Source organism: Bacillus sp. DE0042 (assembly GCF_007680225.1).
GTDB classification, from domain to species: Bacteria; Bacillota; Bacilli; order Bacillales; family Bacillaceae_G; genus Bacillus_A; species Bacillus_A wiedmannii.
Genome location: NZ_VEJP01000004.1, coordinates 104,147 through 128,971, shown reverse-complemented (window position 1 = coordinate 128,971; position 24,825 = coordinate 104,147). Strand labels below are relative to the sequence as shown.

Annotated in this window: 24 protein-coding genes and 8 pseudogenes; 18 read left to right on the top strand and 14 right to left on the bottom strand. The window is 32.7% G+C overall.

Annotation, left to right across the window (positions count from 1 at the left end; genetic code table 11):
• Positions 1-714: pseudogene (locus tag FS802_RS17085) on the top strand (S-layer homology domain-containing protein); the annotation flags it as partial.
• 264 nt (positions 715-978) lie between these two features.
• Here FS802_RS17085 and FS802_RS17080 read toward each other — a convergent pair.
• Positions 979-1,407, bottom strand: coding sequence for an ImmA/IrrE family metallo-endopeptidase (locus FS802_RS17080; protein ID WP_016136186.1), 429 nt, complete (start codon positions 1,405-1,407; stop codon positions 979-981).
• Between the two features lie 22 nt (positions 1,408-1,429).
• The gene (locus FS802_RS17075; protein WP_016089863.1) at positions 1,430-1,858 is read right to left on the bottom strand and encodes a helix-turn-helix domain-containing protein; all 429 of its coding nucleotides are present in this window, start codon (positions 1,856-1,858) and stop codon (positions 1,430-1,432) included.
• Between the two features lie 136 nt (positions 1,859-1,994).
• Here FS802_RS17075 and FS802_RS17070 point away from each other — a divergent pair, with 136 nt between their 5' ends.
• The 10 genes and pseudogenes from FS802_RS17070 to FS802_RS17020 all read left to right on the top strand — a co-directional run bounded on the left by FS802_RS17070 (position 1,995) and on the right by FS802_RS17020 (position 9,227).
• Positions 1,995-2,231 (top strand): helix-turn-helix transcriptional regulator, encoded by a 237-nt coding sequence (locus tag FS802_RS17070; RefSeq protein WP_098654118.1) that lies wholly within the window; start codon positions 1,995-1,997, stop codon positions 2,229-2,231.
• Positions 2,232-2,317: 86 nt separating this feature from the next.
• On the top strand, positions 2,318-3,214 hold the full coding sequence (locus FS802_RS17065; protein ID WP_144525235.1) for a DnaD domain-containing protein: 897 nt from the start codon (positions 2,318-2,320) through the stop codon (positions 3,212-3,214).
• Between the two features lie 103 nt (positions 3,215-3,317).
• The gene (locus tag FS802_RS17060) at positions 3,318-3,704 is read left to right on the top strand and encodes a hypothetical protein (protein WP_098654116.1); all 387 of its coding nucleotides are present in this window, start codon (positions 3,318-3,320) and stop codon (positions 3,702-3,704) included.
• Positions 3,705-3,942: 238 nt separating this feature from the next.
• Entirely contained in the window at positions 3,943-4,911 is a 969-nt protein-coding gene (locus FS802_RS17055) for a lysozyme family protein (protein ID WP_144525233.1), read from the top strand.
• Positions 4,912-5,166: 255 nt separating this feature from the next.
• Positions 5,167-5,988: a M23 family metallopeptidase gene (locus FS802_RS17050; RefSeq protein ID WP_088107191.1), complete on the top strand. Its 822-nt coding sequence runs from the start codon at positions 5,167-5,169 to the stop codon at positions 5,986-5,988.
• Positions 5,989-6,054: 66 nt separating this feature from the next.
• Positions 6,055-7,050 carry a GH25 family lysozyme gene (locus FS802_RS17045; RefSeq protein ID WP_098116629.1) on the top strand — a complete coding sequence of 332 codons (996 nt, stop codon included), beginning with the start codon at positions 6,055-6,057 and terminating at the stop codon, positions 7,048-7,050.
• Between the two features lie 474 nt (positions 7,051-7,524).
• A complete protein-coding gene (locus tag FS802_RS17035) occupies positions 7,525-7,905 on the top strand; it encodes a hypothetical protein (RefSeq protein WP_098654114.1) in 381 nt (126 codons plus the stop codon).
• 60 nt (positions 7,906-7,965) lie between these two features.
• The gene (locus FS802_RS17030; RefSeq protein ID WP_088107189.1) at positions 7,966-8,202 is read left to right on the top strand and encodes a hemolysin XhlA family protein; all 237 of its coding nucleotides are present in this window, start codon (positions 7,966-7,968) and stop codon (positions 8,200-8,202) included.
• The gene (locus FS802_RS17025; RefSeq protein ID WP_098654113.1) at positions 8,202-8,441 is read left to right on the top strand and encodes a holin; all 240 of its coding nucleotides are present in this window, start codon (positions 8,202-8,204) and stop codon (positions 8,439-8,441) included. Before FS802_RS17030 ends, FS802_RS17025 begins: the two co-directional genes overlap by 1 nt.
• Positions 8,442-8,479: 38 nt before the next feature.
• Positions 8,480-9,227 (top strand): annotated as a pseudogene (locus tag FS802_RS17020) (hypothetical protein).
• Positions 9,228-9,482: 255 nt separating this feature from the next.
• Here the strand turns inward: FS802_RS17020 and FS802_RS17015 are convergent.
• Together FS802_RS17015 and FS802_RS17010 are read right to left on the bottom strand one after the other, a co-directional pair.
• Positions 9,483-10,637, bottom strand: a complete 1,155-nt coding sequence (locus FS802_RS17015) for an S-layer homology domain-containing protein (RefSeq protein WP_098654112.1) — start codon at positions 10,635-10,637, stop codon at positions 9,483-9,485.
• A 366-nt stretch (positions 10,638-11,003) separates the two neighbouring features.
• Positions 11,004-11,585, bottom strand: coding sequence for a sunset domain-containing protein (locus tag FS802_RS17010; RefSeq protein ID WP_144525231.1), 582 nt, complete (start codon positions 11,583-11,585; stop codon positions 11,004-11,006).
• Positions 11,586-11,806: 221 nt separating this feature from the next.
• Between FS802_RS17010 and FS802_RS17005 the strand changes: the two are divergent.
• Positions 11,807-11,985: pseudogene (locus tag FS802_RS17005) on the top strand (FtsK/SpoIIIE domain-containing protein); the annotation flags it as partial.
• A 1,249-nt stretch (positions 11,986-13,234) separates the two neighbouring features.
• On the opposite strand, the gene FS802_RS16995 reads toward FS802_RS17005, so the two are convergent.
• Complete coding sequence (locus FS802_RS16995; protein WP_048559838.1) at positions 13,235-13,447, bottom strand: hypothetical protein; 213 nt, start codon at positions 13,445-13,447, stop codon at positions 13,235-13,237.
• Between the two features lie 152 nt (positions 13,448-13,599).
• On the opposite strand from FS802_RS16995, the gene FS802_RS31610 reads away from it, so the two are divergent.
• Both FS802_RS31610 and FS802_RS31140 read left to right on the top strand, forming a co-directional pair.
• Positions 13,600-13,728, top strand: coding sequence for a hypothetical protein (locus tag FS802_RS31610; RefSeq protein WP_255291789.1), 129 nt, complete (start codon positions 13,600-13,602; stop codon positions 13,726-13,728).
• A gap of 114 nt (positions 13,729-13,842) precedes the next feature.
• Positions 13,843-13,983 carry a hypothetical protein gene (locus FS802_RS31140; RefSeq protein ID WP_176542281.1) on the top strand — a complete coding sequence of 47 codons (141 nt, stop codon included), beginning with the start codon at positions 13,843-13,845 and terminating at the stop codon, positions 13,981-13,983.
• Between the two features lie 163 nt (positions 13,984-14,146).
• Here the strand turns inward: FS802_RS31140 and FS802_RS16990 are convergent, their stop codons facing one another.
• The gene (locus tag FS802_RS16990) at positions 14,147-14,659 is read right to left on the bottom strand and encodes a DUF6609 family protein (protein WP_098654108.1); all 513 of its coding nucleotides are present in this window, start codon (positions 14,657-14,659) and stop codon (positions 14,147-14,149) included.
• A 502-nt stretch (positions 14,660-15,161) separates the two neighbouring features.
• Complete coding sequence (locus FS802_RS16985; RefSeq protein ID WP_098375456.1) at positions 15,162-15,617, bottom strand: MarR family winged helix-turn-helix transcriptional regulator; 456 nt, start codon at positions 15,615-15,617, stop codon at positions 15,162-15,164.
• Between the two features lie 152 nt (positions 15,618-15,769).
• Between FS802_RS16985 and FS802_RS31605 the strand changes: the two are divergent.
• Together FS802_RS31605 and FS802_RS16975 are read left to right on the top strand one after the other, a co-directional pair.
• Positions 15,770-16,015 (top strand): annotated as a pseudogene (locus FS802_RS31605) (hypothetical protein); the annotation flags it as partial.
• A gap of 193 nt (positions 16,016-16,208) precedes the next feature.
• A complete protein-coding gene (locus FS802_RS16975; protein ID WP_016136195.1) occupies positions 16,209-16,433 on the top strand; it encodes an XpaF1 protein in 225 nt (74 codons plus the stop codon).
• Between the two features lie 224 nt (positions 16,434-16,657).
• Here FS802_RS16975 and FS802_RS31600 read toward each other — a convergent pair.
• The 6 genes and pseudogenes from FS802_RS31600 to FS802_RS16945 form a co-directional block, all read right to left on the bottom strand.
• Positions 16,658-16,844: pseudogene (locus FS802_RS31600) on the bottom strand (hypothetical protein).
• A gap of 664 nt (positions 16,845-17,508) precedes the next feature.
• Positions 17,509-17,712 (bottom strand): annotated as a pseudogene (locus tag FS802_RS31885) (HNH/endonuclease VII fold putative polymorphic toxin).
• 593 nt (positions 17,713-18,305) lie between these two features.
• Positions 18,306-18,797: a hypothetical protein gene (locus FS802_RS16960; protein ID WP_098654107.1), complete on the bottom strand. Its 492-nt coding sequence runs from the start codon at positions 18,795-18,797 to the stop codon at positions 18,306-18,308.
• Positions 18,798-18,811: 14 nt separating this feature from the next.
• Positions 18,812-20,373 (bottom strand): annotated as a pseudogene (locus FS802_RS31130) (T7SS effector LXG polymorphic toxin).
• A complete protein-coding gene (locus FS802_RS16950) occupies positions 20,370-20,732 on the bottom strand; it encodes a DUF3958 family protein (protein WP_144525229.1) in 363 nt (120 codons plus the stop codon). Before FS802_RS16950 ends, FS802_RS31130 begins: the two are co-directional and overlap by 4 nt.
• 68 nt (positions 20,733-20,800) lie before the next feature.
• On the bottom strand, positions 20,801-21,073 hold the full coding sequence (locus FS802_RS16945) for a TIGR04197 family type VII secretion effector (protein WP_144525227.1): 273 nt from the start codon (positions 21,071-21,073) through the stop codon (positions 20,801-20,803).
• A gap of 259 nt (positions 21,074-21,332) precedes the next feature.
• On the opposite strand from FS802_RS16945, the pseudogene FS802_RS16940 reads away from it, so the two are divergent.
• Positions 21,333-21,488, top strand: a pseudogene (locus tag FS802_RS16940) (cell division protein FtsN); the annotation flags it as partial.
• A 446-nt stretch (positions 21,489-21,934) separates the two neighbouring features.
• Here the strand turns inward: FS802_RS16940 and FS802_RS16935 are convergent.
• A complete protein-coding gene (locus FS802_RS16935; protein WP_098654105.1) occupies positions 21,935-22,504 on the bottom strand; it encodes a TetR/AcrR family transcriptional regulator in 570 nt (189 codons plus the stop codon).
• Positions 22,505-22,905: 401 nt separating this feature from the next.
• Between FS802_RS16935 and asnB the strand changes: the two genes are divergently transcribed.
• Positions 22,906-24,732: an asparagine synthase (glutamine-hydrolyzing) gene (gene asnB / locus FS802_RS16930; RefSeq protein WP_098654104.1), complete on the top strand. Its 1,827-nt coding sequence runs from the start codon at positions 22,906-22,908 to the stop codon at positions 24,730-24,732.
• Positions 24,733-24,825 lie beyond the last annotated feature (93 nt).

Below are 24,825 nucleotides of genomic sequence, written 5' to 3'. Positions count from 1 at the left end.
AAACCAGAAACAAAGCCAGAGACAAAACCAGAAACAAAGCCAGAAACAAAGCCAGAGACAAAGCCAGAGACAAAGCCAGAGACAAAACCAGAAACAAAACCAGAGACAAAACCAGAAACAAAACCAGAGACAAAGCCAGAAACAAAACCAGGAGTAACACCAATAGGTATTCCCAATGCGTTAGTGACAGATGATTTTTTCTTTGATAGATATTCCATTGAAATTTCACCTGTAAGAGAGCAATCTATTTCTAAACAAGGTCAAAATCTTGTTACTGAAGTAAATAAGAAATATAATGCGAATTTAAGATATAGATACGTAGCATCAGAAATTGATCTATATACTCCTAATTTGCCAAGAATGATTGATTCTCATGGTTCATTTTCGTTTGTTGGGAAGGATGCAGATAATTTCTATTTCGTGTTTGTCGTTGACAAATCAACTGTTGAGCTAGCGAAAAACTGGATGCATATGATAAATCCGAATTTCACACTTGATAAAGAAATTGATAAATTAGTAAATCCAAATCCAGAATTAAAAAAAGAAATTGATAGTTTTGTAAAAAATAATAAGGATTATATCAATCGTTTTGAAAAAGATAATCATAGCGTAGAAATAGCTATAAGTCCTCTACATTCAATAAGCCCTGGAGAGTCAGTAGTTACTCTAAATCCAGATTACTCTATATTACACGTTTCTGTACAAGCAAAATAATATTTTAAGTAATGTATCGATTTTCGTACAGGGAAATATGGACAATATTAGAGGTTAAAGATTTTTCGAAAAAGACCGACTGTGATTGAAGTGCACCCCAATTGTTAGACACATAATTAACAATTGGAGGTGCATTTTTATATTCGATTTAACTGTATAGATTTTTTAAACATTAGATATTATTTCATTTCCTATGCTGTAACGATGGAATATTCTCTTTTTTTCGTCAGTGTTTGAACCAATAATTAAAATGTCTTAATTCCTTTAGCAAGGCTTGTAAAATTCCAAAAGTTCAACTGGAATATTATTTTTGTATGCTATACATGCTTTTGTATCACCAGGCTGAATGGTCTTTTTATCAATTAACAAAAGCGCAGCAAACGTGTTTGCTTCTATCTCTAATTTATCAACGGAAAAGAATGTATTCTTACGCAGAAAAGGTGTATTTGCATGAGTATGAAGAACCGCATGTCCTAATTCATGAGCACAAACAGTTTTCTGCATAGATGGAGATAAATTAGTATTAATAACAATGAAACGATTTCTTTTTTCATATTTATAAAAACCATTTATTTCTTCATGTAAATCCCATGTTAGTACATGTATTTTTAAGTAATCTGCAAGCTCATAGGGGTTTGTCGTGTTGTATTTTGTACTAAGTTGTTGGACTAGATCTCTAATGACGAATTTCAATGTATTCCCTCCTAAGCTCGCATCAGTTATCGTCTGGACTACGATATTTCTTAGGCACGTATTTTTTATTGATTACTTTCGTTTGTTTGACAATGTACTCCATTGCATCTAATAGTGATTCTACAGCTTCTTGACTCATAGGTTCACCAGAGAACATTAACCCATCTTCTCCTTGAAGGTCCTTTTTTATTTCTTCCATTCTTTTTGCTATGTCTTTCTCATCTTTCGGCGTTAATTGCTTCTTTTTTTCGTCCGTAACAGCTCGTCCTAGCAAATAGTCAGCTGAAACTGAAAAGCAATCCGCTAATTTAGTTAGAACATCATGTGGAGGGAATCTTTCTTCTGATTCGTAGTAACCTATCATTCTTTGGGATACTCCAATTTTTTCAGCCAGTTGTTTTTGTGTTAAATTTTCTTTTTTTCGTAAGGATTTTATTCTAACTCCTATCACATTGTTCACCTCTCTAATTGAACTAATTGTTCTTTATAGATTTATCTTAGCACAAAAAGTTCTTTTTTGCATTGACAAAGAACAATTAGTTCTTTAATCTGTATTTAGAACTAATTGTTCTTACGGAGGTGGACTAATGGGTAACAAAATGTACGATTTGGAAAAGAAGTTATATAAAGAACTTGCTAGTTATTGTGGAGTTACAGAGCGTTATATTCGAATGATTGATCAAAAAGAAAGAACTCCTTCAATGAAAATTGCTAAAAAGATTGCACAGTTTTTTGATATGAGTGTAGATGATATTTTTTTTAATAATAAATCGAACTTTAAGTTCTTTTTAACTTCGTGTTGGTGTGAAAAGGGTGGAAAATAGATTTCGTAATGAGAAAGTTAATGGTAGTGAGTACTGAACTTTGAAAGTAGATATTTGTTCTAAACAATAATGGAGGGGGAGATATTATGGGGATTTTTCGAGTTAAAAAGGATCATAATTATTCCGTCATAAATAATACAGGGTTAAAAGATGAAAGGCTTTCTTGGAAGGCGAAGGGGATATTAGCATACATACTTACACTTCCAGATGATTGGGTTTTTTATAGAGAGGAATTATCTCAACATGCAAAAGATGGTATTAATAGCTTAAGAGCTGGAATGAAGGAATTAAAAGAGTATGGATACATTAAAAGATTTCCGATAAGAGATGAAAAAAATAAAATTGTAAGATGGGAGACAATTATTTACGAAATCCCAGTGGTAGGTTTTCCACCAGTGGAAAACCTACCTGCTGAAAATCCTGTTGATGGGAATCTACTGGTGGAAAATCGTAAGCTACTAAATACTAATATACAAAGTACTAAAGAACTAAATACTGATACACAAAATAAGGATCATCATCATGATAATAAGGAAAAATCACTCTCACAAAGATTGATAAATGAAGATTTCAAAATAAGTTATAAATTTTTGCTGAGGAATGGGATACTGTTAAGTGAAATAGCTATTGCAGAGCTCGGTGAATTTTGCGAAGCATTAGGTAGTGAACTAATTTTGGAAGCAGTAAAGAGATCAATTGATGAGAATATACCAAAGTGGAGGTATGTACGTGGAATTCTTAAAAATTGGGAAAGTCAAAAAGTAAAAACACTTAATGATGTAGTTGTGTTAGATGCACAGTTTGATTTTTGTAAGAATAAAAAACAATTTAGGTCAGGGTATACCAAACGAAAAGAACTGGTACCAGAATGGCTACGTGAAATAGAAGAAGTTCCAGAAGAGCAGCCTAGACAAAATAATGAGTTAACTATTGAAGAAGAGCGTGAGAGATTAAAAGCTTTATTAAGAAAATATAAATCATAATCAATATTCGTAAATTCAATTAAATGGATTATAAAGGTTACATTATCTTTAGTGATAACAATAAAAACTGAATTAAAATAAAGAAAAGTAGGAGGATTATTATATGTTTGACTGGCTGAAGGATTATCAGAAACTAGAAGAAGAAATCGCATATTTAGAATATAATTTAGATAAATCAAAAGTAGAGTTAAAGCGCTGGACTAGTGGGGACTTGCAAAATGTACGATTAACTGCTGAATCAGATGGGGCTAAAGTAGAAAATCGGATTGAAGCTATTGAATATGAATTAGGATGTAAGATGAATGAAATGTTCAATTTAAAGGTTTTAATTAATAAGTTTGCAGGATTAGATCATCAAATACTCAAAATGAAGTATATTGATGGAATGACTTTAGAACAAATAGCGTTTGACTTGCATTATAGTACAGGCTATATCCGACGAAAACATGCGGAAATAAGAAAGATTGTCAAGTTTTTAGAGGGGGTTTAATGTTACCTTTTTGTAGGCTACATGCAGTGTACAGAAAGTATTGAAAAAGTGAATTATAGTAGTAATATAAGATTTCGACGAAAGAGCAACTATTTTTATGGTTGCTCTTTTTGTTGTGAAAGGAGGTGAGCAAAATGAAGTAATTTTATAGATTAATGGCCATTTGACTGATAGTCATATTTCATAAAGTAGTAGTATTTTAGACAAAAATAATAGGGAAATAAGGAGATGTTTAATAATGAGTATATTAGCGGCTTCAGCTAAAACAAAGAATCTGCCACAACAAGTGTTACGTTGGCAAACGATGGTAGAAAGTGAATGTTCTGCACAAGGTGTTTCTGAGTTGGTTCCTTACGTACTTGGAATCATTATGGTGGAAAGTGACGGGAATTCTGAAAAAACACCTGATATTATGCAGTCAAGTGAATCACAAGGCTGGCCAATGAATACAATTAAAAATCCTAAAGATTCAATTTATTATGGAGTAAAGCATTTAAAAGGAGCTTTTGATGATGCGAAAAAAAATGGTATTACAGATTTAAGTGCCATTGTTCAATCATATAATTTTGGACGAGCTTACCTTCGCTGGTTAGCTTCTAACAATAAACAACATTCATTACCGGTCGCAGATCTGTATTCTAAAACGGTTGTTGCGCCATCACTTGGAAATACAACAGGTGCCATGGTTCGATATAGTAACCCGATTGCTGTGGCCTACAATGGTGGTTACCGATATAAAAATGGAGGGAATTTCTTCTACGCTGAAATTGTTAAACAATATGTAGATTTTAATGCAGACGGTGTTCCGCAACCAGAGGGGATTGGGATGGCAAGATCAATATACTGGGAAGGATACGGCATTAACTACTACGATGGACCACATGGTAAATATATTGCGGACTTTACGACAGCAGCAGAAGTATTATACTGGGATGCGTACTGGGGAGAAGATAATGATGTTTGGTTAGATTTAGGTAGAAGCCGTTGGGTAAAAGCAGAGCATTATTATTGGAGACCTTTTAAAGCCATATCAAAATTTCCAGAAGGATATGAAGTAAGCTATTGTGATGGAATTGACGGAGCATACAAAGGCAGTATTAATTCCAAAGAACCGCTTACAGTATTCTTCCGTAAAGAAGGCTGGATTGATATTGGTGGGAATCGTTGGACACCAGAGAAACACTTTGACATTGTGGATATTCGATAAAAAAACAGCTCTGTTAAGAGTTGTTTTTTATCTTTAAACGGTGTTTTAGGCAAGAAGAGTTAGTTATATAGAATAATAGCTTTCAATATCTTTGGCTAATTTCAGTGACATTTAACTTATAGTTACAAGATGGATATTTTAATAGTAGATAAAGATAGGGAAATGTTCTGTCTTGTTCATTTTAAGGTTGGAAAACCTACAATATATTTAAAAATAATAAATATAGACAATATAGAAATAGAAAGGAAGATTTATATGGCAACATTTATTTATCCAACAGATACAACGAGAGTAACAAGTGGTTTTAGGGGTGACAGACCAAATCATCATGGAATTGATCTTGCCGAAGCAGGCTATCATCCAATTTATGCAGCAGCTGGCGGGCAAGTTAGTCGTTCGTATTTTTCAACTAGTTACGGCGAGTGTATTATGATTGTCCATAATATTAATGGGATTACATGGGAAACTGTATACGCTCATATGCGAAGTGGCTCCCGTACAGTTAAACAAGGTGATTATGTTACACAAGGACAAACAATCGGGGTTATGGGAGAAACAGGAGAAGCCTATGGTCAGCATTTACATTTTGAAATGCATAAAGGCAGCTGGAATATGAATAAGAGTAATGCTGTGAATCCGTTAGACCACTTGGGAAAAGGTGGTGTTGTTGGTACACCGCAACCAGAGGGGATTGGGATGGCAAGATCAATATACTGGGAAGGATACGGCATTAATTATTACGATGGACCACACGGTAAATATATTGCGGACTTTACGACAGCAGCAGAAGTATTATACTGGGATGCGTACTGGGGAGAAGATAATGATGTTTGGTTAGATTTAGGTAGAAGCCGTTGGGTAAAAGCAGAGCATTATTATTGGAGACCTTTTAAGGCCATATCAAAATTTCCAGAAGGATATGAAGTAAGCTATTGTGATGGAATTGACGGCGCATACAAAGGCAGTATTAATTCAAAAGAACCGCTTACGGTATTCTTCCGTAAAGAAGGCTGGATTGATATTGGTGGGAATCGTTGGACACCAGAGAAACACTTTGACATTGTAGATATTCGATAAAAACAACTCTGTTAAGAGTTGTTTTTTTATTCTTAAATTTTTATAGGGGAAAGAAGGCGAATGGAAATGAAGAAAATTGCAGATTTATCTCATCACAATAATTCAATAAATTGGGCTGCAGCTAGTAAGGAGCTAGACCTTGCTATTATACGTGTACAATATGGATCAAGGACAATTGATAAACGTTATAAAGAGTATGTGCAAGGCTGTAAAGACTATGGTGTTCCATTTGGGCACTATGCTTATGGATGTTATGTAAGTGTTCAGGATGCTATTGTAGAAGCAAATGATTTTATGGCGCGCGCTGATAAAGAAGCAAAATTTTTAGTATTAGATGTAGAAGATGATACCTTAGCAAGTTGTGGAGCGGCTAACTTAGCAAAAGCTTCGCAGGCATTTATTGATACGTGCCGTGCAGCAGGTTGGAAAGTGGGTCTATATGTATCACACCACATGTATACAAGCTATGGACTTAATACTGTGAATGCGGATTTCCTTTGGATTCCACGTTATGGAAATAAACCAGCGTATAGTTGTGATTTATGGCAGTATACAGAAACAGGTAGTCTTGCAGGCGTAACTGGTAATGTAGATTTAAATTATTTAAACAGTGAAAAATCTCTTGAATGGTTTATAGGTAAGGGTGGCGTTGTTGGTACACCGCAACCAGAGGGGATTGGGATGGCAAGATCAATATACTGGGAAGGATATGGTATTAACTATTACGATGGACCACACGGTAACTATCTGGGGGACTTTACGACAGCAGCAGAAGTATTATACTGGGATGCGTACTGGGGAGAGGACAATGATGTATGGTTAGATTTAGGTAGAAGCCGTTGGGTAAAAGCAGAGCATTATTATTGGAGACCCTTCAAAGCAATATCAAAATTTCCAGAAGGATATGAAGTAAGCTATTGTGATGGAATTAACGGCGCATACAAAGGCAGTATTAACTCAAAAGAACCTCTTACAGTATTCTTCCGTAAAGAAGGTTGGATTGATATTGGTGGGAGTCGTTGGACACCAGAGAAACACTTTGACATTGTAGATATTCGATAAAAGGTTAAGGTCCATTCATATGAGTGACTATTTGTTTTGGAATCTGGCTATGACCAGGAATAAAAAATGGTACTATTGTCTTGGACTACGTTGCTTTCATGCCTTGATTCAAGAATGAAAGGATTAGATCAGAAATCAGTTTGTTTAAAGACCGCATAAATGCTGAGACTATTCTTTATAAAGATATTAGAAAGCACGTATTTAAGTGAATAAAGAGAAAATCATTGGAGATTTTAGAGTAGTAATGCATATCTGGCTTTGCCAAAGGTGTATGGTTCAAGTGAAAAATCAATAAAAAAGATAGTGTAATCACAAATAAATTAAACACATTAGAAGATATTTTTAAACGTATCAATAGAAGATTTCTAAGTACAATTAAAAACTGAAGAATTAACAAAAATACAACTGAAAAGAAAACAAAAATGGAGCAGCTATCAGCTGCTCTATTTTTGTTTTTGGGGGAAAGAGAACAAGATGACAAATCCTATCCAAAATAAATATCCAGAGGACAATCAATTACAGAGCCAAATTATCAATCAAATTATTCCAATATTAGAGAAGTTAGTTATGCAATTCATTCAAAATCCAGCTCCGAGTGAGGATGTGATTCCAGGTAATGACAATAAATTCATGGAAATTGATGATGTTGTAGATAATTTAGTGAATGCCGGGATTATTACCGCTAGCAATTTTAATGTTAACGTGGAACTATTTAGAGGTAGTCCAATTACGGTTTCCATTGTTAAAGCAGTGGATTCAGCAGTAGAAGTTCCTGCAGAAGTTGATGCTGGGGATTCTATCGAGGGACATATAGATGAGACAGAAAAAAAGAAGGAACTAAATAATGAAGCATAAAGCCAAGCATATGTAATGAAGGATTCTAAATCAAATAAGAAGTGGGAAAGAGGTGGCGATATGGATGGTTTGCAAGAGATGAAAGGTGATGTTCAGGAAATAAGGCAAGATATTAAGGACATACGATTAGAGATTAGAAGTTTAGAAATGCGGACAACAGGTAATGAAAAAGACATTATTAATATTAATAAGCAATTAGATAAGATTAGTGCTAATACAACATGGATCTTACGCCTTATTATTGGTGGAATAATTGGAGCGGCTCTGACCTTCTTCTTAAAAGGTGGCGGTATGTAATGATTGAAATTACGGCAATGATTGGGGTTGTTATAGGACTATCACAAATCGCCAAAACAACTGGATTACAAGCAAAATATATTCCCTTATTTAATTTAACGCTTGGCATTATGCTAGGTGTTTTATTTTTGTCTCAAGATATCAAAATGAATATATTTCAAGGAATGATTATCGGATTGTCAGCAAGTGGATTGTTTGACCATACGAAAATTATGAAAAAGGATGACGATAGGAAATGAAAAAGAAATAGAAGCATATCTTATCCATAGTTATTGCAATGATTTTAGTAATATCAATTGGAACAAACACAATTGTTGATAGAATGCTACTTATTCCTGATGTAACTAATAAACTTACCTTTACGGTGTTGGTACTTATGAAGGTGTTGTGGCACATTCTAAAGCTACCCCTAAGGCACCAGCAATTAATATTCAAAAATATGAGTCTCGTACATGGCGTTCAGCATTTGTTCACTATGCAGTTGATTGGGATGAAAAAATTCAAATTGCATCTGCAAAATATCGAGCATGGGCGCAGGTCTGGTAGCAAATGCAAGATTTGTTCCTGTTGATGTTAAACCACAAAAGTCAAATGAATTATCTAGCACAGTGGAGGCAAATGGTGTTGTATATATTGAGGGATACAATGTAAACCTTCGTTCTGGACCATCAACATGGAATAGTGTCATTCGCAAACTACAAAAAGGAGAAGCGTATAAAGTAGGAAGCTGGCTAGACCTTGGAGGTAATGAATGGATTTATTATGATTCCTCATACATTCGTTACAATGGGACAGTAGCCTTTACTGTAGTTGTTAAAAGGGTTATTTCTAAAGAGGCCAATTTACACTGCTATGAATCTCCATCTTGGCAGGATAAGGATGTTGCTGGTCTTGTAGATGTAGCATTAGGATTTACGATAGATGCGAAAGTAAATGTCAATGGATTGTCACAATATAAAGTACACAATAGCAAAGGAAAAACATACTATGTAACAGCAAATGAAGCCTATGTGTATGTGAGGTGAATAAGGACCGTTTCCTGTAGTGGAGATGGTTCTTTTTATTTTGTTTTAGTTTATATTCACTAATTCATTAAACTTAAAGTTAGTACTCAAATCGAATCCAGTTGTACAATATACAAAATGTATTAACAATAAACCTTGCAAACTCTGAACTTAAAATTTTATTAGATGGTTAGATGTGCATAAGTGATACTATAAATATTTGAAGTGAAATAAAAAAACAAAGTCTTCGATGAGTCCTTGTTTTTTTATTATCTATTAATTATTTTTTTTAACACCTATGAATAATGAATCATAGTCTTTTGTTTGAGTCCTTGTGCCTAACTCGATTTGGTATTTACCTTTATCTAAGTAAGTGTGATAATCTCGCCCGCTTGCTTTTTTTGAAGGCATTGCTATAACATCATTAATTTCTTTATCTAGATTAAGATCTGAATTTATTAAAGTAATCCAATTTTTTGCTAATTCAACAGTTGCGTTATCAATTATAAACATAATATAGAAATCATGTTCATCTTCACCTTCTACAAAGAACTGCCCTTGTCCTAAATCATAAATCCTTCCTAAATTAGGGTTAGAAGTTCGTAGCTGTACACTTTCAGGAAGGCCCATACTGCTGACAGAGGCGCTAGCGTATTTATAATCTTCATTATATTTCTTGTTTATTTTGGTAATTAAATTTTGAGCTTCATTAGATACAGATTTTTTTAGCACTGGTGAAGCGTTTTTCCAGTTGTTACTGTCGTAATAAAAATCATTTGTAAACATAGAACTAGGGATACCGAAAGGTGTTAATTCAGGTTTAACTACTACCGTATTCATTGTATTATATAGAAACTGCGCATATTGTTCACGAGTTACAATTTTTTTGGGTTCAAACATATTATTTCCTGTTCCAACAACAATTTTATTTTCTTGTAGTGCACTAATTGCGTTAGTAGCCCAATAATTTTTTTCAACATCTTTAAATGTAGTTATAGATGTTGCTTTTAATTGAAATGCTTGTGTTAGAACAGCTGCCAATTGCTCACGATTTAGGACCTCGTTTGGTCCGAACTTTCCATCACCATATCCGCTCATAATCCCTGCTTTTGTGATTGCTAAGATTTCTTTTTCGAACATAGTACCTTTTACATCATTAAATGGATTTTTGAAAGAAGGATCATCCACTGGTTGTAAATAAGCATATAATAATCTAGCAACTTGACCACGTGTAATAGGATCGCCAAAACCAAAAATACCATTTCCATAACCAGAAAAGATATTTCTCTCTTTTAAATCCATAATTGCTTTATAAGACCAGTGATCTGAAGGAACATCGCGAAATCCAGTCTCAGCGTGTGCATTTGTCAAAGAGGTAAATGTTGATGAAGTAAGAACAGCGCCTGCTAAAATAATTTGTTTGAATTTCATAAGTAATCTCCTAATAAGTAATTTTTTACAAATTAATTAATTTGTTTTATTGATAAATACAAATATAGCAATTAAAATTATAGTTACGTTTACAAATTAAGTCAATATTTAGTGGTAATTGGATAATGGAATAGGTGTCAAAGAAATTCGGTAGTTATCCATAATCATAATGTTCAACAAAAAATATACTATATCACTGCTTATGAAGCGAATAAATAATTGAAGTAAATAGGGGAAAAGGGGATTTAATATTAAAGGTCTGCTTTTACTTTTGAGCAGATCTTCTACTTTTCATATTTGATTAATGTATGTTAAAGGTAATGATCGAAAAACAAAAACCGACTCATGAGAAGCCGGTTTTTTAATTTATTTTTTTGATGCTCTATAACCAGCGGATTTTGCGTCGGCTTCTGAACAAAACATTTCTTCAGCTTTCGTTTTATCATAGAACTGTTGACCAGGCATATGATAAATTTTCTCGCCCCTACTATTTTTATTACCTTTGATAGTACAAGTACTGTTTTGTTCTGTTACTTGATTTGTTTTGGGTTGAGTAGCAGCTTCTTGTTTCTTTAGTTGCTCTTGTTGTTTCTTCAATTCTTGTTGTTTTTGCTGCTCGTCATGTTGTTCCTGAAGTTCCTGTTGTTTTTGCTGCTCGTCATGTTGTTTCTGAAGTTCTTGTTGTTTTTTTTGTTCAGCTTCTTGTTTCTTTTGTTCCTCTTGTTGCTTCTGAAGATCTTGTTGTTTTTTCTCGTCTTCCTTTGATTCCTCAGATTTCTTTGTTTCTTCTTGTTTAATAGTAGTAGCGGCTTTGTCGGTTTTATCGTTATCCGAATCTTTAGCGCAAGAGCCAATTAAAATAATTAATAAAATAATAATACCTAGGCACCCAAAGCATCCGCACCCTCTGCGCTTTTTTTCTTCTTTTTCATTAATTACTTTTGCCATCCTTATCCCCCCTTAAGTATTTTAAATTTCAATATACAGTATAACAGATGTTATAGGGGGATTTTGCAAAAATAATTGATATTGGATTGGTTGTAAGAAAAGAGCTAATCCTTGTATAGAATTAGTTCTTTAATATTTATGCCTTCATTATGCTAATAAGAGCATCTACATCGATGAGCTCAATATTTATATTCACTGTATAATACGCGCGTTGAAGAAGACTCGGATTTCGTATTGTCTTTTGTAAGTATAGTATCCTACAGGAGAAACCTTGCTTAGGATAGTAAAAAAGATGGCAAATGCAAAGCCCGGTTTTTGTTTATCGACTTTTACTGCATCAGAAGTAGTGATAGATCAATTTGGATTAGAGAAACTGCAATGTATTCAAGGAAGGTATATATGAAGGAAAACTCCGAGTGGTTTAGCACCTGAGGTTGTCAGTAATTTAAACATGCAAGGTATACCGGATAAAGATATTGGTATTATGTATGATCTTATCCTCGTATGTTGGGAAAAAATACAATGGAAACAAACGGGTATCTGGAAAGGGCCTACTGATATGAGAGAAATCAAAAGGGGTGAAGCGAATGCCTGAAATCCTTGATGTGAAAGCCATGTTGTATGATGAGTTTGTAAAGAACATAAGAAATTAGTTTACAAGTTTGTATGGAGAAAGTACGGAGCAGTTTTGGAATCGATAAAAAGTACTACGGGTTTAGGTGTAGAGGATTTAATTTAGAGTGGTATGTGATTTGAATGATGAAAAGTCCTAGCTCAAAGTGCTAGGACTTAAGGAAGTAAAGTTTTTGCAATTGTCGATTCCATATTAATGACTGTCAGGAACTTTAATAGTATAACTAATTATTTATTATAAGCATATATAAATTTTTAAAAATTCTACAAAATATTTAATTTAATAAAAAAAGCAGTCAGCTTGCGCTAGGCTGCTTTGCTCCTTAATGGAGTACTCGTTATGTAATTTAGATGAAAATACTACTTACTAGGAATAAAGCTCCTAGCAAAATTAGAGAATCAACTAAAATCAAGAACTGGTTTTTTTGTGGTTTTCGAAATTTCTTTATCAAGCTAAAAACTGCACTCATTACAAAACATATATATAACAAAATCATAATTGTTTCTGTTATAATTAAAAATTCTAATATATTGATAATTTAATCATATAACGAAAAGTATATACATGTAAGTTTTTAACAAAATCATTATTTGAATAAAGAAGGGCACCGTAAGGGCGTATGGCGCTCTTTGACCAAGAACTATATTGTATATTTGTTATAGTCCGTATAAGTATATGGAAATTGAAAATAAGCCGTGAATTAAATTTTAATAAAATCGTTATTTGGTTACAGCGTATATAAACAAGGAAGAGCCTGATATGGCTCTCAGGCTCTTCCCTCAATAGCAAAGAGTAAGTCTTTTAATTACTCTTTGTTCATATAGTAAAAGATTATTAACCAAAATCCAAGGCTCTTTATATTGAGAAATAAAGAAGAATTATTATAAAGAACCTCATTTTTTTCGTAAATAAAAGAGCAGCAAGCAAAAGCTAACTGCTCAATACAAGGAGATACAAAGAAAACAACTTCAAATGAGTTATGTCATAAAGTTTATATACAGTATTGACGGGGAATTTATTTTAAATCCAATTTACTTAAAGTAAATATCCCTACAGATATAATGGCTGCGCCTACTGCAGAACCTATCCAGTCTCTCAAGCTTAATGTATTTAAAGGTGTATCTGTTAGATCCATAATTAAAAAGATAGCAAAAATTAATATACCGAATGCTAAGCCTCCCCAAAATGTTTGTAACGATTTAATAATCTTCTTTCGGAATTTGTTCATAAAAATCATCCTTACTAATACTTTGTATTTTTATAAATAAATTATTGCATGTGTAAAAATTGAAAGTACGAAATATGCACTATTGCATATTAGAACTCAAAAAAATAATCCATTCATAAGTAAATAGATTGAACGGAGGGGAACCGTATCGTATGAATCAAAAGGAATTTAGTATTATGTATGATTGTAGCTTTACTTATGTTGGAAAGCTTAAAAAGAAGTGGGAAAGTGAGGAGAAATGGAAAGGACCGACTGATATGAGAGAAATAAAAAAATACTAGGATTTCTCCTAGCATTCAATGTAATTAGTTTTTACTATGATTTGAATTTGAAGAGAATGAGTATAAAAAAGATATGTATTTCATAGAAAAACAGCAGGATAACACCCCTTTTAATTGCTTGTAGTTGGTGCAGATGAAAATGTAGTAAAAGAATATTATTTTTATGATTATGGGATAGATATTGATGAAGAAGATTTAGAACTAGAAGAGTTCAGTAAGAGAAGTTTTTTCTTGCAAGAGAATAAATTGGGTTAAGAGTATTCGAGTGATTTTGAAAGAATTAAAGATTTAATAAGTTTTCATGCAGTGTTAAATCTAATTTTGAATGGAAATTTCCTTTTTTCATAAATAAAAGAAGCAGCTAGCAAAAGCTAACTGCTTATCTCCGAGGTTCACTGTGAAACAGAATACTAATTTTTTAAAAATTAGTAGGACTTAGCTTAATAAAGATACCACCAAATAAGATTTTTATTAGTCCATCTATTACAAAAAAGATATCTAGACTTACATAAGTAATAATTAATCCTATGAACGCATTAATTACCAAACTAATTGATAAAAAGATCATTAATTTTCCGTGTACTGGAATAAAAGCTAAAAAATGAACACCTACAGCTAAAAGAATTAATAACCAGCAAATTCTATAGTCATCGGAAAAGAAATGGAAAATAAGAAAAACTAGAATGGCCAATAGAATGATTGAAGAATTAGACCACTTTTTTTGTTCTGGTGTTCCAGGACCAACTGCTAACTTTTTCCTAGTTTTAGAGTTTAATTGCCAAATCATGCCCAATATGTAAACGATGATAAAAGGCCAAACATTTGGATAGCCGTTATATTTTATTAAAAGTAAAAACATTGCTATACCGGCAATTATTAGCCAAATCCCATTAATCTTTTGTCTAGGGTATTTGTAGGTTTGTGTTTCCATGTTGTATTCTCCTTCTACGAACAGTCATTAAATATGTTTTTTTCAGAACCTCTATGTAGTCAAGCGAAATACCTAGAACATCATAACAAATATAGCTGACTGTGTTTGTCAAATTTTGTCGGATACTTTAGAAAAATAGTATTGCAGAGAAAAACAGTATTTCTAATAGAGGAACACAATGATTTTGGAAAGGTTATTATACAGAACTTATTAAGAGAATGTAGGAATTAATAAAACTTAACAAAATAATTATTTCATTGTAAGTAAAAAGAGCACACATATAAGCATGCTCTTCGATAAGAAAGGTAGATCTCTATGAGCGGAGAGACTACATACAATATGGTATGTTGGTTTCATTTAAATGTGAAGAAAAAATCAACAAAATGTCAACGGAAAATCAACAAAAACGCTATTTTAAATAAAAGAACAGCTAGTGAAACCTAACTGCTCAGTTCTTTGAAAAATAAGAATTAGAATTTGTTTTATTAATGTATTACATCAATCAACGAAATTGCTTTATAGAGGTTAATAAAGTTTTATGAATACGCAATAATGTTTGAACATCATCTTCTTGAAGCTGCTGTAATGCTAGGGACATCGCTTTGTAGGAAGTAGAGTTTTCAATAGATTTTTTCGATGCCTCTTGTCCTTTGGGTGTTACTTTTAATTTTATTTCTCTACGATCTTCATCTGATTGTTTTCGTTCGATGAACTCTAGATTAACTAAATCATCTACATTTACACTCACTGTACTTTTAGGAATTGAAAGACGTTCTGAAATCTCTTTAAGAGTGATATTAGGAATTGCATAAATTGTATTTAAAATACCCATTTGTTGTACTGTTAATCCTAAACTCGAGGCGTTTTGATGTGTGAACTTTATAATTTCTTTGTTAATTGTTACAAATGACTGGACAACTTCTCCCGCTTGTTTGAAACTAGGATCTTTTAAGTTCATTATATTCAGTTCCTTTCTTTCTTTTTTAGTTTAGACTAACACAAAATAGTTCATTGTTGAACTATCTATCTTTAAACTAATTCAGAAAAGAAAACAATATATATTATTAATAGAAAACTTAATAAAAATTTTATTTTGTATAAAAAAGGAATGGATATGGAGACTATCCAACACCTTCTTTTAATGTAGGAGATACTCCTGCACCGAAGTTAGAAGCTGATGGGGATCATGGAGGAGCGCCAACTTATACTCATGGACATTTCCCTGCGCCGAAATCAGAATCACATGGGAATACAGGAGGGGCACCGGCTCATAATAAAGGAGATACATGGTCTCCTAGTTATGCACATGGAAATACTGGAGCACCAGCTAATACAGAGCCTGGTGGGGGAATTTAACTAATACTAATATAAAAGTTGTAAGTTTATATATAAGAAAAAGACTTTGTAGTTTACAAGGTCTTTTTTCTTTGTGAAAAAGTTATTCGAAGAGGAAAATAACCAAATTTCTTCCAATGAATTCACCATGAATAGGGTTGTCTCATATCATGTAAGGATTGCTTTATTACGATTATAGAAGGGTGTGAACGTATTGGAAGATGTTTATGCAAAAATTGACAGTTTAAAAGCAGAACAAAAAGAAATTATGCGAGATATTCGTAATTTAGAAACTCGCACAACAATTAATGAGAAAGACATAGCTACAATTAATAAGCAATTAGAAAAGATTAGCATGAATACAACTTGGATTTTACGAATTATTATTAGTGCAATCACTATGTCGGTTTTGGGTTTAATATTAAAAGGGATGATTTAAAATTTAAAAATAAAAGTACTTATGGAGAGGGGGACTTGGTATTTTTCATTTTGTTTTGCTAACTTGATTTTGATGTGACGTAACCTTAAGTATTTAAAAATTAAAAAAGTCCCTCAATAATCTTAAAGTGACCTTGCTCACGCAAATAATCTGTAAATCAATTTATTTTTGATATACAGATCATTTGTATGATAATATTTATAAAGAATTGCTAAATCATGAAATTACATAAATGCTTTTAGAAGTTCTTGAATTAATGGTATTGCTCCACCTATAAATTTTAAAACTGCCATTGCGAGTTCCATATTATTCTCTCCTCTGTTTTTGTATTAAGATGTGTTGAATCTTTATAATCTTATTATAGTAAGCGCTTACATTTATAACAATACATTTTTGTATGCAATATTGCATATTTATACGTTTAGACAAAAATTATCCCTCTATTAGTCATTCTTTAATGGTACCATACGGAGGTGAGAGTCTTTAAGGGTTCGCCCTAATAGGAGGAAATATGGAAAGAGTACAAGTAATTTACAGTAATCTGAAAATTAAGAGTTGGGCTAAACAGGTATTAGCTGTAGGAGGAATAATAGGGTTCTGCTACTTGGTATTATATGTTTTTAGTTTCCTAGTTGTTATGTAAATATTATATAGCTAAACTAGTAGAGTCTTGCCTTGATAGGTAAGGCTCTTTTGTTGTAATCTGTGATGAGCAACACTACATACAAAAACTCTCAAGTTTGTAAGGTACTATGTAGGGTGCCTTATTTCTCTATATTTTAGAACACTAACTCCTATCATTGAATGTAAATAAACTTCTATTTAAAAGTACTCATTTATATTGAAAACACAATTTTATTGATAAAAAATGCGTTTTTATTAGTTACATCTTAAAAAGACAAGAATAAGTTATATTACGTTTTGGTGAAATTTTTTTATCTTTGAAAAGGATTTAAATCTTATAAATAGATTTGATTCCTTTCTGTATACCGTAATTCCTATATTAACATATGAATATAATATACTGAAAATGATTTAAAAGCAAGAATATTAGTGGGGGTCCGCCACATGTCCATCAACTTAAGATTTTAACTCTCTTTTTAAAATAAAAATGTTCCTCCATCCCATCTACCTGTCCCGTTCTTGTATTGTACTCAGGTCTTACATTATGGTGAGGGGGTTAATCTCAAATACCACCTTGTCCGAAGGTATGACCAGCTGAATGATCTTGAATTATAATTTTTTGTTCATCAACTTCATATTTCAATTCCCAGGTCATAATAGGCTTTTTTTATCAATTAGTATTCACTTACTGTTAATAACTATAAATGTAACCTTTTTTTGTTAATTGGATGCTGAGATTTTGGTATATTTAATTCCCTTTTCATTTCCTTTAAGCTTACCGCTCTAGTTTCAGGGAAGTTTTTTCTCTCCATCTTTGTAACTTCAAAGATTTTAGTTGTATTATTGTTTACTCCCTTACTGTTCACTCTACTTACAGCAACAAACAAACCTTTAATTGTAGGTCTTTCATTTTTAAGTGGACTTATACCAGCAAAAGCAAATCAGTCTTTCAAAGGTAATTGACTTGAAAGAGGAGGGATATGCTTTAAAACTTTTGCTAAATTTAGATTAGCCCCTAAGATGACTATCTTCTATTATTAAAATAAATACACGGTTAAAATAAAACTTCTATTACTACCTTTTTTGCAAAGTAAGGGTTGCAAAAAAGCATCCTTTAAGTGGATGCTCTGTTATATGATATATTTTTTTATTGCTTTTTTAATTGTTTTACCCCAGTTACTATACTAATTTATTCAAAAAGTTTGAAAGACCTTTAGCTAATCAAGGATTAAATTTCTAATACTAATTTTAATTTTTTGAAGAGTCAATGGGATTAATGTTGCAATACTCAAAATGAATTTCATAATATTCTTCCTCAGAGAATACTTGTACAATTTGTCCCGTGCTCTTATCAGCAATTGTAAATTCGTTAGTTTCAGAAATGTCCCAAAGTTCCTCAATAAATTTTGTGAAGTTCAATATCCTAACATTTGCCCATACCGGTTCTAAACAATTAGGAACTAATATAAAATATTCTGTTTTATGATTTGAAAAATTTAAAGAAGTTAAAGAACTTTCAATCCATAAAATATCCTTACTTTTAACATTACCAATTGGATTACAAAACTTTGGCTTAGAATCAATCTTACGAAATTTTTTCAATGCTATATCGAATAGTTCTATCCATGCAGAATCAGGATTTTCGAATTCAATAAGTTCTAAATTTGAAAATTGGCCAATGTTTTTTTTAGCACTGATTAACGCTTTTTTCCTACGAATCCTCTCATTTTGATATATCATAATCTGTCCGCCTCTCATTTGTTATAATAAATGTGATGATCGTTATTAGACCCATAAATATTAGAGTATCTTTCCTTCTTAAAATCATAAGTATACGGATTAGCTCCGTCTTTTGGTTTACCTGCATGTGTATGTAATACGCCATCATTAATATGCTCAACAATAACTCGTTTACCTTGAGGTGTATCATATTCATAATAACGCCCATGGTGAGTGTGGTTAGCACTATATTCATAGTTTTTAGATTCATACCCTTTTTTAGATATAACATCTCCCACTTGCCACTGACGTGTAGGTTGTTGCGATCTAGGGACACCCGCTAAGTCTTTGGCTTTATTAAATGCAATTGTTCTATTCTCTACAATTTCAATATTCTTATTAAGATTGAAATTTTTGTTGGTTTTATTATTTAATCCCTTGATTTCTCCATTACTAGCTTTTATGAGAAAATCTTTAGGCGTAAAAGTTTCACCTTTAAGTGGACTTATACCAGCAAAAGCAAATCGGTCTTTCAAAGGTAATTGACTTGAAATAGGAGGGATACTCTCTGAAAATTTTGCTAAATTTACAGAGTCTCCAAGAGAAGTTACTTTTCCAATTGTGCCTACTCCTTTATCCCCAATCCATCCTAAACCAAACTCCATAAAAATATTTGTTCCCCATTGTGTACGACTTTCAGCATCGCCATGCCAAAATTCATTCATAAAAGTATCTGAAAAAGTATTTATCATGGTAAATGCGGTTTCTATAGGATGACCAGCAGCATACTTTAGGTTCTCCTTTGTCACTGTATCATCTAACGAATCGTATGTCTCTACTAAACCGCCAATAAATTTTCCAGAGCTTTCCAAACCCCTTTTATAAACTTTTCTAGTATATTCTTTTCAGAAGAACTACCTAATATTATACCAGATTTGATTAGATTATTTGTATTTATACTATTATCTAACCTAATATCATTGTCTAGGTATTCATGAATAGAATCTGCCCATTCCATATTTATTCTTTGTGTACTAAATGTACCGCTTGCAGGGCTAAAGCCTTTTCCACTTTGAACTTCAGCAAGGCCTGCGGCGATACTAGCCGCTAATTGAATCGCGGTAGCATAATTATTACTAGATGTTTGATTAAATTCATATAGATGTTCTAACTTTTCTTGGATTTTACGGCGCATCTCAATAAAAAGGTTAACCATTGCATCCATATCCGGTAGTGGCATAACTTGTTTCGTAACTTCAATACTTGCTATCATTCGGTCAATTTCTCGGATTTGTTCTAATAGTTCTTGTTCAACTACATCTGTTGAAGCGACTCTTGATTGAAATTCAGCAGGAAAAGCTTCATTTTGACGTAGTAATTCTTCACATAGGTAAATAATTCCCTGTGCTAAAGGAAGAAATGTTTCTGCAAAATACATTTTCGCACTATCATAAGTCTGACCCTGTAGGACAGAATCACCAACAAAACTGTCGATAGACTGGATTACTTGCTCCATACTTTGTATAGTAGCAGTACAAAAAGCATACATAGTGTTTGTTTGGGATTGTACTTCTCCAAGGTACATATTTAAACTCATAAATTGGCCTCCCTAGCAAGTTTTTGTTTTTGATGGGCGAGGTCATTTTCTAGATTGTATAATTTTTGTTTCTCTTGAATTAATGTTTCTTTTTGTTCTTCTAATTTATAAGAAAGGTTTCTTTCAATTTGTTGAGTTTCTAATTGTATATTGGTAAAAAAGCGAGAGAGTTCTTTATCACCATGCCATGTTTCTAAAATACGATGAAAAAAGCGATGGCTGCGCATTCTTAATTCTTGAAAGTCTGCTTCTGCTTGTTCTTGTGTTTGTATTGCGCGTTGATTTTGGTATTGCTCCTCGGATAGATTTATTAGATTCTGACTTAAGACCTTCACTTTTTGTTCTATTTCTTGATTCATTTTTTCCGCCTACCTTTTTGCTTATATATAAGTTTACAGAAGGGATAAAGGACAATTTCTTAAAAAAGCTAAAAATTCTTCTGTAGTTCGTTGTCCATTCGTTCAAACTCTGTTGCTACAGACTGTATATTGTCAATTGATTGCTGAAAGGCAGCAAGAAATTGTCTAGTTAATTCTAATGCTTGCTGATTTGCTTCCTGTGCTTTGGAATTCACAGTTAAAGTTGTACGTGTCGCGTGTGTTATTGATTTGTTTGTTGCATTTTGAATTGCGTTAGAAGCTGACCTCATTTGAGTAACAATTTGTTCAGCTTTTTGAACATTACTTTGAAAGATTGCCATTATAATATAACTCCTTACTTTAATATGTTTTTTTTAATAGTAAAAAGAAAAGGCTATGTATTTTAGTATGTTTAATATTAAATAAGTAGTTTCGTCATATGTTATAAAACATAACCCTATATTAATTGTTTAATCCATAAAATGGAATATCATATTAATTATACCAATAAATCACTAGATTTACTTAGGTGAATTTTAGCCTTAATACAAAATCATTCATATCATAATGCAGCAAATCATATTATACGGTAAAACAAGAGATTTCTTGTGGAATTTGGATAAAAATGAAGTTCCAATTTGGTCTACTACACTATCTGAATTAAAGGTAACTACGCAAAATGGAAGTATTCCTGATCTTGTACAAAAAGGTGTGGTAGACCGAGAAGGAAATGGACTTATTCCTGGTGATGATGATTTCCTTTGTAAAACACATTGTAAAGTATATTTTACAATGTGTTTTGTTGTATGTTGGAAAGTGCGTGAATATTATATATGTAGTCCGAATTGAATTTTTTAATTTCGTAATTTAGTAGAGGCCCTTGAATATACCTGTTAATGGGGATGAGAGGGGCTTTTTTTCCAGTATGTATTACTTATTTCTAGTAAAGCAATGTAAGTAAAATATGACGTATATTGTGTTTTACAGAACTCTGATTCTTAGAAGTGGTGCTGCAATGTTACAAAATAAATTTTTATTACTCTATGGACAATCATACGGATTGGGATTTTATCAGTTATTCCTAAATAAACATTGGATATTTCTTATATTTGTCCAGACTGAAAAGAGCTCATTAAAAACACCATAATTCGTGCTTTTCTTTATATATTTGTACCACAATTATTTTTTGTATGTGGTTAAAACTAGTTTTTAAGAAGCATATGTTTTAGCAACTGCAGAAATTCTTTATCACTTTTATCATCTTTCATATAATCCTGTTCATAGTTAAAAATCATTCGCACTAACATAAAAGCTGTTAGCGGTAATGGTACCTTATGAAAAGTCCCTTGCTGATAACCTTTTTCAAGCAAATTACTTATCATTTTAATTGCTTCTTGTTCAGATTTTTTAAAACAAGCTATAATTTCAGGTGAATGGTACTCTTTATATTCTTGAAAGAGTGTAGAAACAAATGGGTCTTGATGATATTCTAGGCTGATATAATGAAGGATTTTTTGTATTCGAAGTAAAACATCCTTTTCCTCTTTATATAAATCAAATAATTGTGAGCGTTTAAGTTGAATATGACGCATATAGCAGTCACATAATATTTCAGTTTTATCTGTATAGTAATAATAAATAGTACCTTTACCAACTTTAGCTTTCTTTGCAATTTCATCAACCGTCGTGTTACGGACACCACGCGTAGAGAACAGTATTGTGGCAGATTGAATGATTTTCATCTTTTTATTCTCTTTTTCTAATTTGATCATTGTCTACACCCTATCCTTGATATATTTAGCGAAGTTTTCGGTCTTTACATACTGTATCAGTTCATTTGTAATTTTGTAACTCTTAATAGAAATTCCTCTATTTGTTTCTTATAGAATAACATACACCATTCTTATTTCTAGTATATAACTATAATAGAATGCAACTGTATCACTTAGGATAAAAATGAAAGTTTAAGGTAATAATTTTTTAATTGGACGATGAGAATTCAAGTGAAAGGGGACAGTGATGTCTTTTTCGATTGAATTGTTTGATTTTTTATTCAATTCATTTTATTATATAAACATGACTAAAAGATGTTTTTAGTCGGATTTTTTTACGGAAAACCGACTGATATTTGATTTTAGTCGGTTTCTATACTATTTGAGAGAAGGTAGACACTATGTGTGGAATTGCAGGGTGGATAGACTGGTCTAAAGACTTGTCTAATGAACAAGAAACGTTAAAAAAAATGACAGATGCTATCATTCACCGAGGACCTGATGCAGAGGGGCATTGGTTTTCAAAACGAGCGGCATTAGGTCATCGACGTCTCATCGTCATTGATCCTGAAGGTGGCCTTCAACCTATGCTGTATAAAGATGGAAATGATACGATTGGTCTTACGTTCAATGGAGAAATTTATAACTATCAAGAATTACGTAAAGAACTTGAGGAGAAAGGTCATGAATTTCAGACAAAGTCTGATACAGAGGTATTACTACATGCTTATTTAGAATGGCAAGAAGATTGTGTTCAACACTTAAATGGGATTTTTGCTTTTGGTATTTGGGATGAAAGATTTGGGAAATTGATGCTTGGTCGTGATCATCTAGGTGTGAAGCCTTTATTTTTCGCTCAAAGAGGGAGTGCAATTCTCTTTGGCTCAGAGTTAAAAGTTTTACTTTCGCACCCACTTGTAGATGCAGAAGTAGATAAAGAAGGACTTTCTGAGATATTTTGTCTTGGACCAACACGTACCCCAGGTCATGCGATTTTCAAGGATATACACGAAGTGCGTGCTGGCCATTATATGACGTTTACCTTTAATGGCTCGAATACGACACAGTATTGGAAACTTGAAAGTAAAAACCATATAGATGATATTGATATGACAGTGGAGACTATCCGCTCCATTTTACAAGATACGGTTAAACGTCAGCTAATTGCTGATAGACCAGTGGTATCTATGCTTTCCGGAGGTTTGGATTCAAGTGGTCTAACAGGTTTAGCAGGAAACGAATTTGGGAATAAAGGGGAACACCTTCATACATATTCCCTGAATTTCATCAATGATGAAAAAGACTTTGAGCAAGACTTCCTTCGTTTTGATCGAGATGAACCTTGGGTGAAACGTGTGGCTGAATATGTAGGAACAAAGCATCACTCTATAGAGTTGGGATCAGATAGTTTAATAGAGCATTTATTAATTCCAATGCGAGCACGTGATCTACCTGGAGTTGGAGAACTAGAAACATCACTTTATTTGCTATTTAAGGAAATGAAAAAAGAAGCAACAGTTGCACTTTCAGGCGAATCCGCAGATGAAGTGTTCTCAGGATATCCATGGTTCCATCAAGAGAAGTTTTTAGATGCAGAGATATTCCCTTGGGGTGTTAATTTATGGTATAGTACAGAAATTTTATCAGACGATCTTAAAGCGAAGATTAGCCCTGAAAAATATCAAAAACAAAAATTTGAAGATGCGGTTGCTGAGGTTCCTTTTTTAGAGGGTGAAAGTGATCTGCAAATGAAGCAACGTCAAATGTCTTACATGTTTATTACACGTTTCTTGCCATTTATGCTAGAACGAAAAGATCGTACAAGTATGATGAATGGCTTTGAGGTACGGGTTCCATTTTGCGATTACCGGCTTGTAGAATACTTATGGAATGTTCCATTCGAAATGAAAAGCATAGACAATATTGAAAAAGGTATTTTACGTCGAGCTTTTGAAAATGTACTTCCAGAGGATGTACTTTATCGCAAAAAAAGTGCATATCCAAGCACAAAGGATGCTTCATATCTACAAGGTATTAGCGATTGGATGCTACATGTGTTGAACAATCCTGAATCACCTATTTTGCCATTAATTAATGTAGAAAGAGTTCGTGCTATTGCAGAAGGAAAAGACGAAGTAATTTCAGGTAATGATGCACGAGGTATAATAGATTATTTACTTCAAGTTAATAGTTGGCTTCAGGAATATAAGATTAAATTAGTATGGTAGATTTGACATTCCCACCCCTAAAGGGGCAAGCTGACTAACGTCAGTGGGATTCTTGCTACCAAAGGCAAAGTCCATTTCTGGTATCGCTGACGT

Bases quoted from the DNA above. Each gene is read 5' to 3' on its own strand.
- FS802_RS16935 (WP_098654105.1), bottom strand. From the start codon at position 22,504: ATGATCAAATTAGAAAAAGAGAATAAAAAGATGAAAATCATTCAATCT.
- FS802_RS17045 (WP_098116629.1), top strand. From the start codon at position 6,055: ATGAAGAAAATTGCAGATTTATCTCATCACAATAATTCAATAAATTGG.
- FS802_RS17070 (WP_098654118.1), top strand. From the start codon at position 1,995: ATGGGTAACAAAATGTACGATTTGGAAAAGAAGTTATATAAAGAACTT.
- FS802_RS16945 (WP_144525227.1), bottom strand. From the start codon at position 21,073: ATGGCAATCTTTCAAAGTAATGTTCAAAAAGCTGAACAAATTGTTACT.
- FS802_RS17035 (WP_098654114.1), top strand. From the start codon at position 7,525: ATGACAAATCCTATCCAAAATAAATATCCAGAGGACAATCAATTACAG.
- FS802_RS17050 (WP_088107191.1), top strand. From the start codon at position 5,167: ATGGCAACATTTATTTATCCAACAGATACAACGAGAGTAACAAGTGGT.
- FS802_RS17010 (WP_144525231.1), bottom strand. From the start codon at position 11,585: ATGGCAAAAGTAATTAATGAAAAAGAAGAAAAAAAGCGCAGAGGGTGC.
- FS802_RS31610 (WP_255291789.1), top strand. From the start codon at position 13,600: ATGAATCAAAAGGAATTTAGTATTATGTATGATTGTAGCTTTACTTAT.
- FS802_RS17060 (WP_098654116.1), top strand. From the start codon at position 3,318: ATGTTTGACTGGCTGAAGGATTATCAGAAACTAGAAGAAGAAATCGCA.
- FS802_RS17025 (WP_098654113.1), top strand. From the start codon at position 8,202: ATGATTGAAATTACGGCAATGATTGGGGTTGTTATAGGACTATCACAA.
- FS802_RS16950 (WP_144525229.1), bottom strand. From the start codon at position 20,732: ATGAATCAAGAAATAGAACAAAAAGTGAAGGTCTTAAGTCAGAATCTA.
- FS802_RS17065 (WP_144525235.1), top strand. From the start codon at position 2,318: ATGGGGATTTTTCGAGTTAAAAAGGATCATAATTATTCCGTCATAAAT.
- FS802_RS16995 (WP_048559838.1), bottom strand. From the start codon at position 13,447: ATGAACAAATTCCGAAAGAAGATTATTAAATCGTTACAAACATTTTGG.
- FS802_RS17015 (WP_098654112.1), bottom strand. From the start codon at position 10,637: ATGAAATTCAAACAAATTATTTTAGCAGGCGCTGTTCTTACTTCATCA.
- FS802_RS16990 (WP_098654108.1), bottom strand. From the start codon at position 14,659: ATGGAAACACAAACCTACAAATACCCTAGACAAAAGATTAATGGGATT.
- asnB (WP_098654104.1), top strand. From the start codon at position 22,906: ATGTGTGGAATTGCAGGGTGGATAGACTGGTCTAAAGACTTGTCTAAT.
- FS802_RS17030 (WP_088107189.1), top strand. From the start codon at position 7,966: ATGGATGGTTTGCAAGAGATGAAAGGTGATGTTCAGGAAATAAGGCAA.
- FS802_RS16985 (WP_098375456.1), bottom strand. From the start codon at position 15,617: ATGAACTTAAAAGATCCTAGTTTCAAACAAGCGGGAGAAGTTGTCCAG.
- FS802_RS16960 (WP_098654107.1), bottom strand. From the start codon at position 18,797: ATGATATATCAAAATGAGAGGATTCGTAGGAAAAAAGCGTTAATCAGT.
- FS802_RS17055 (WP_144525233.1), top strand. From the start codon at position 3,943: ATGAGTATATTAGCGGCTTCAGCTAAAACAAAGAATCTGCCACAACAA.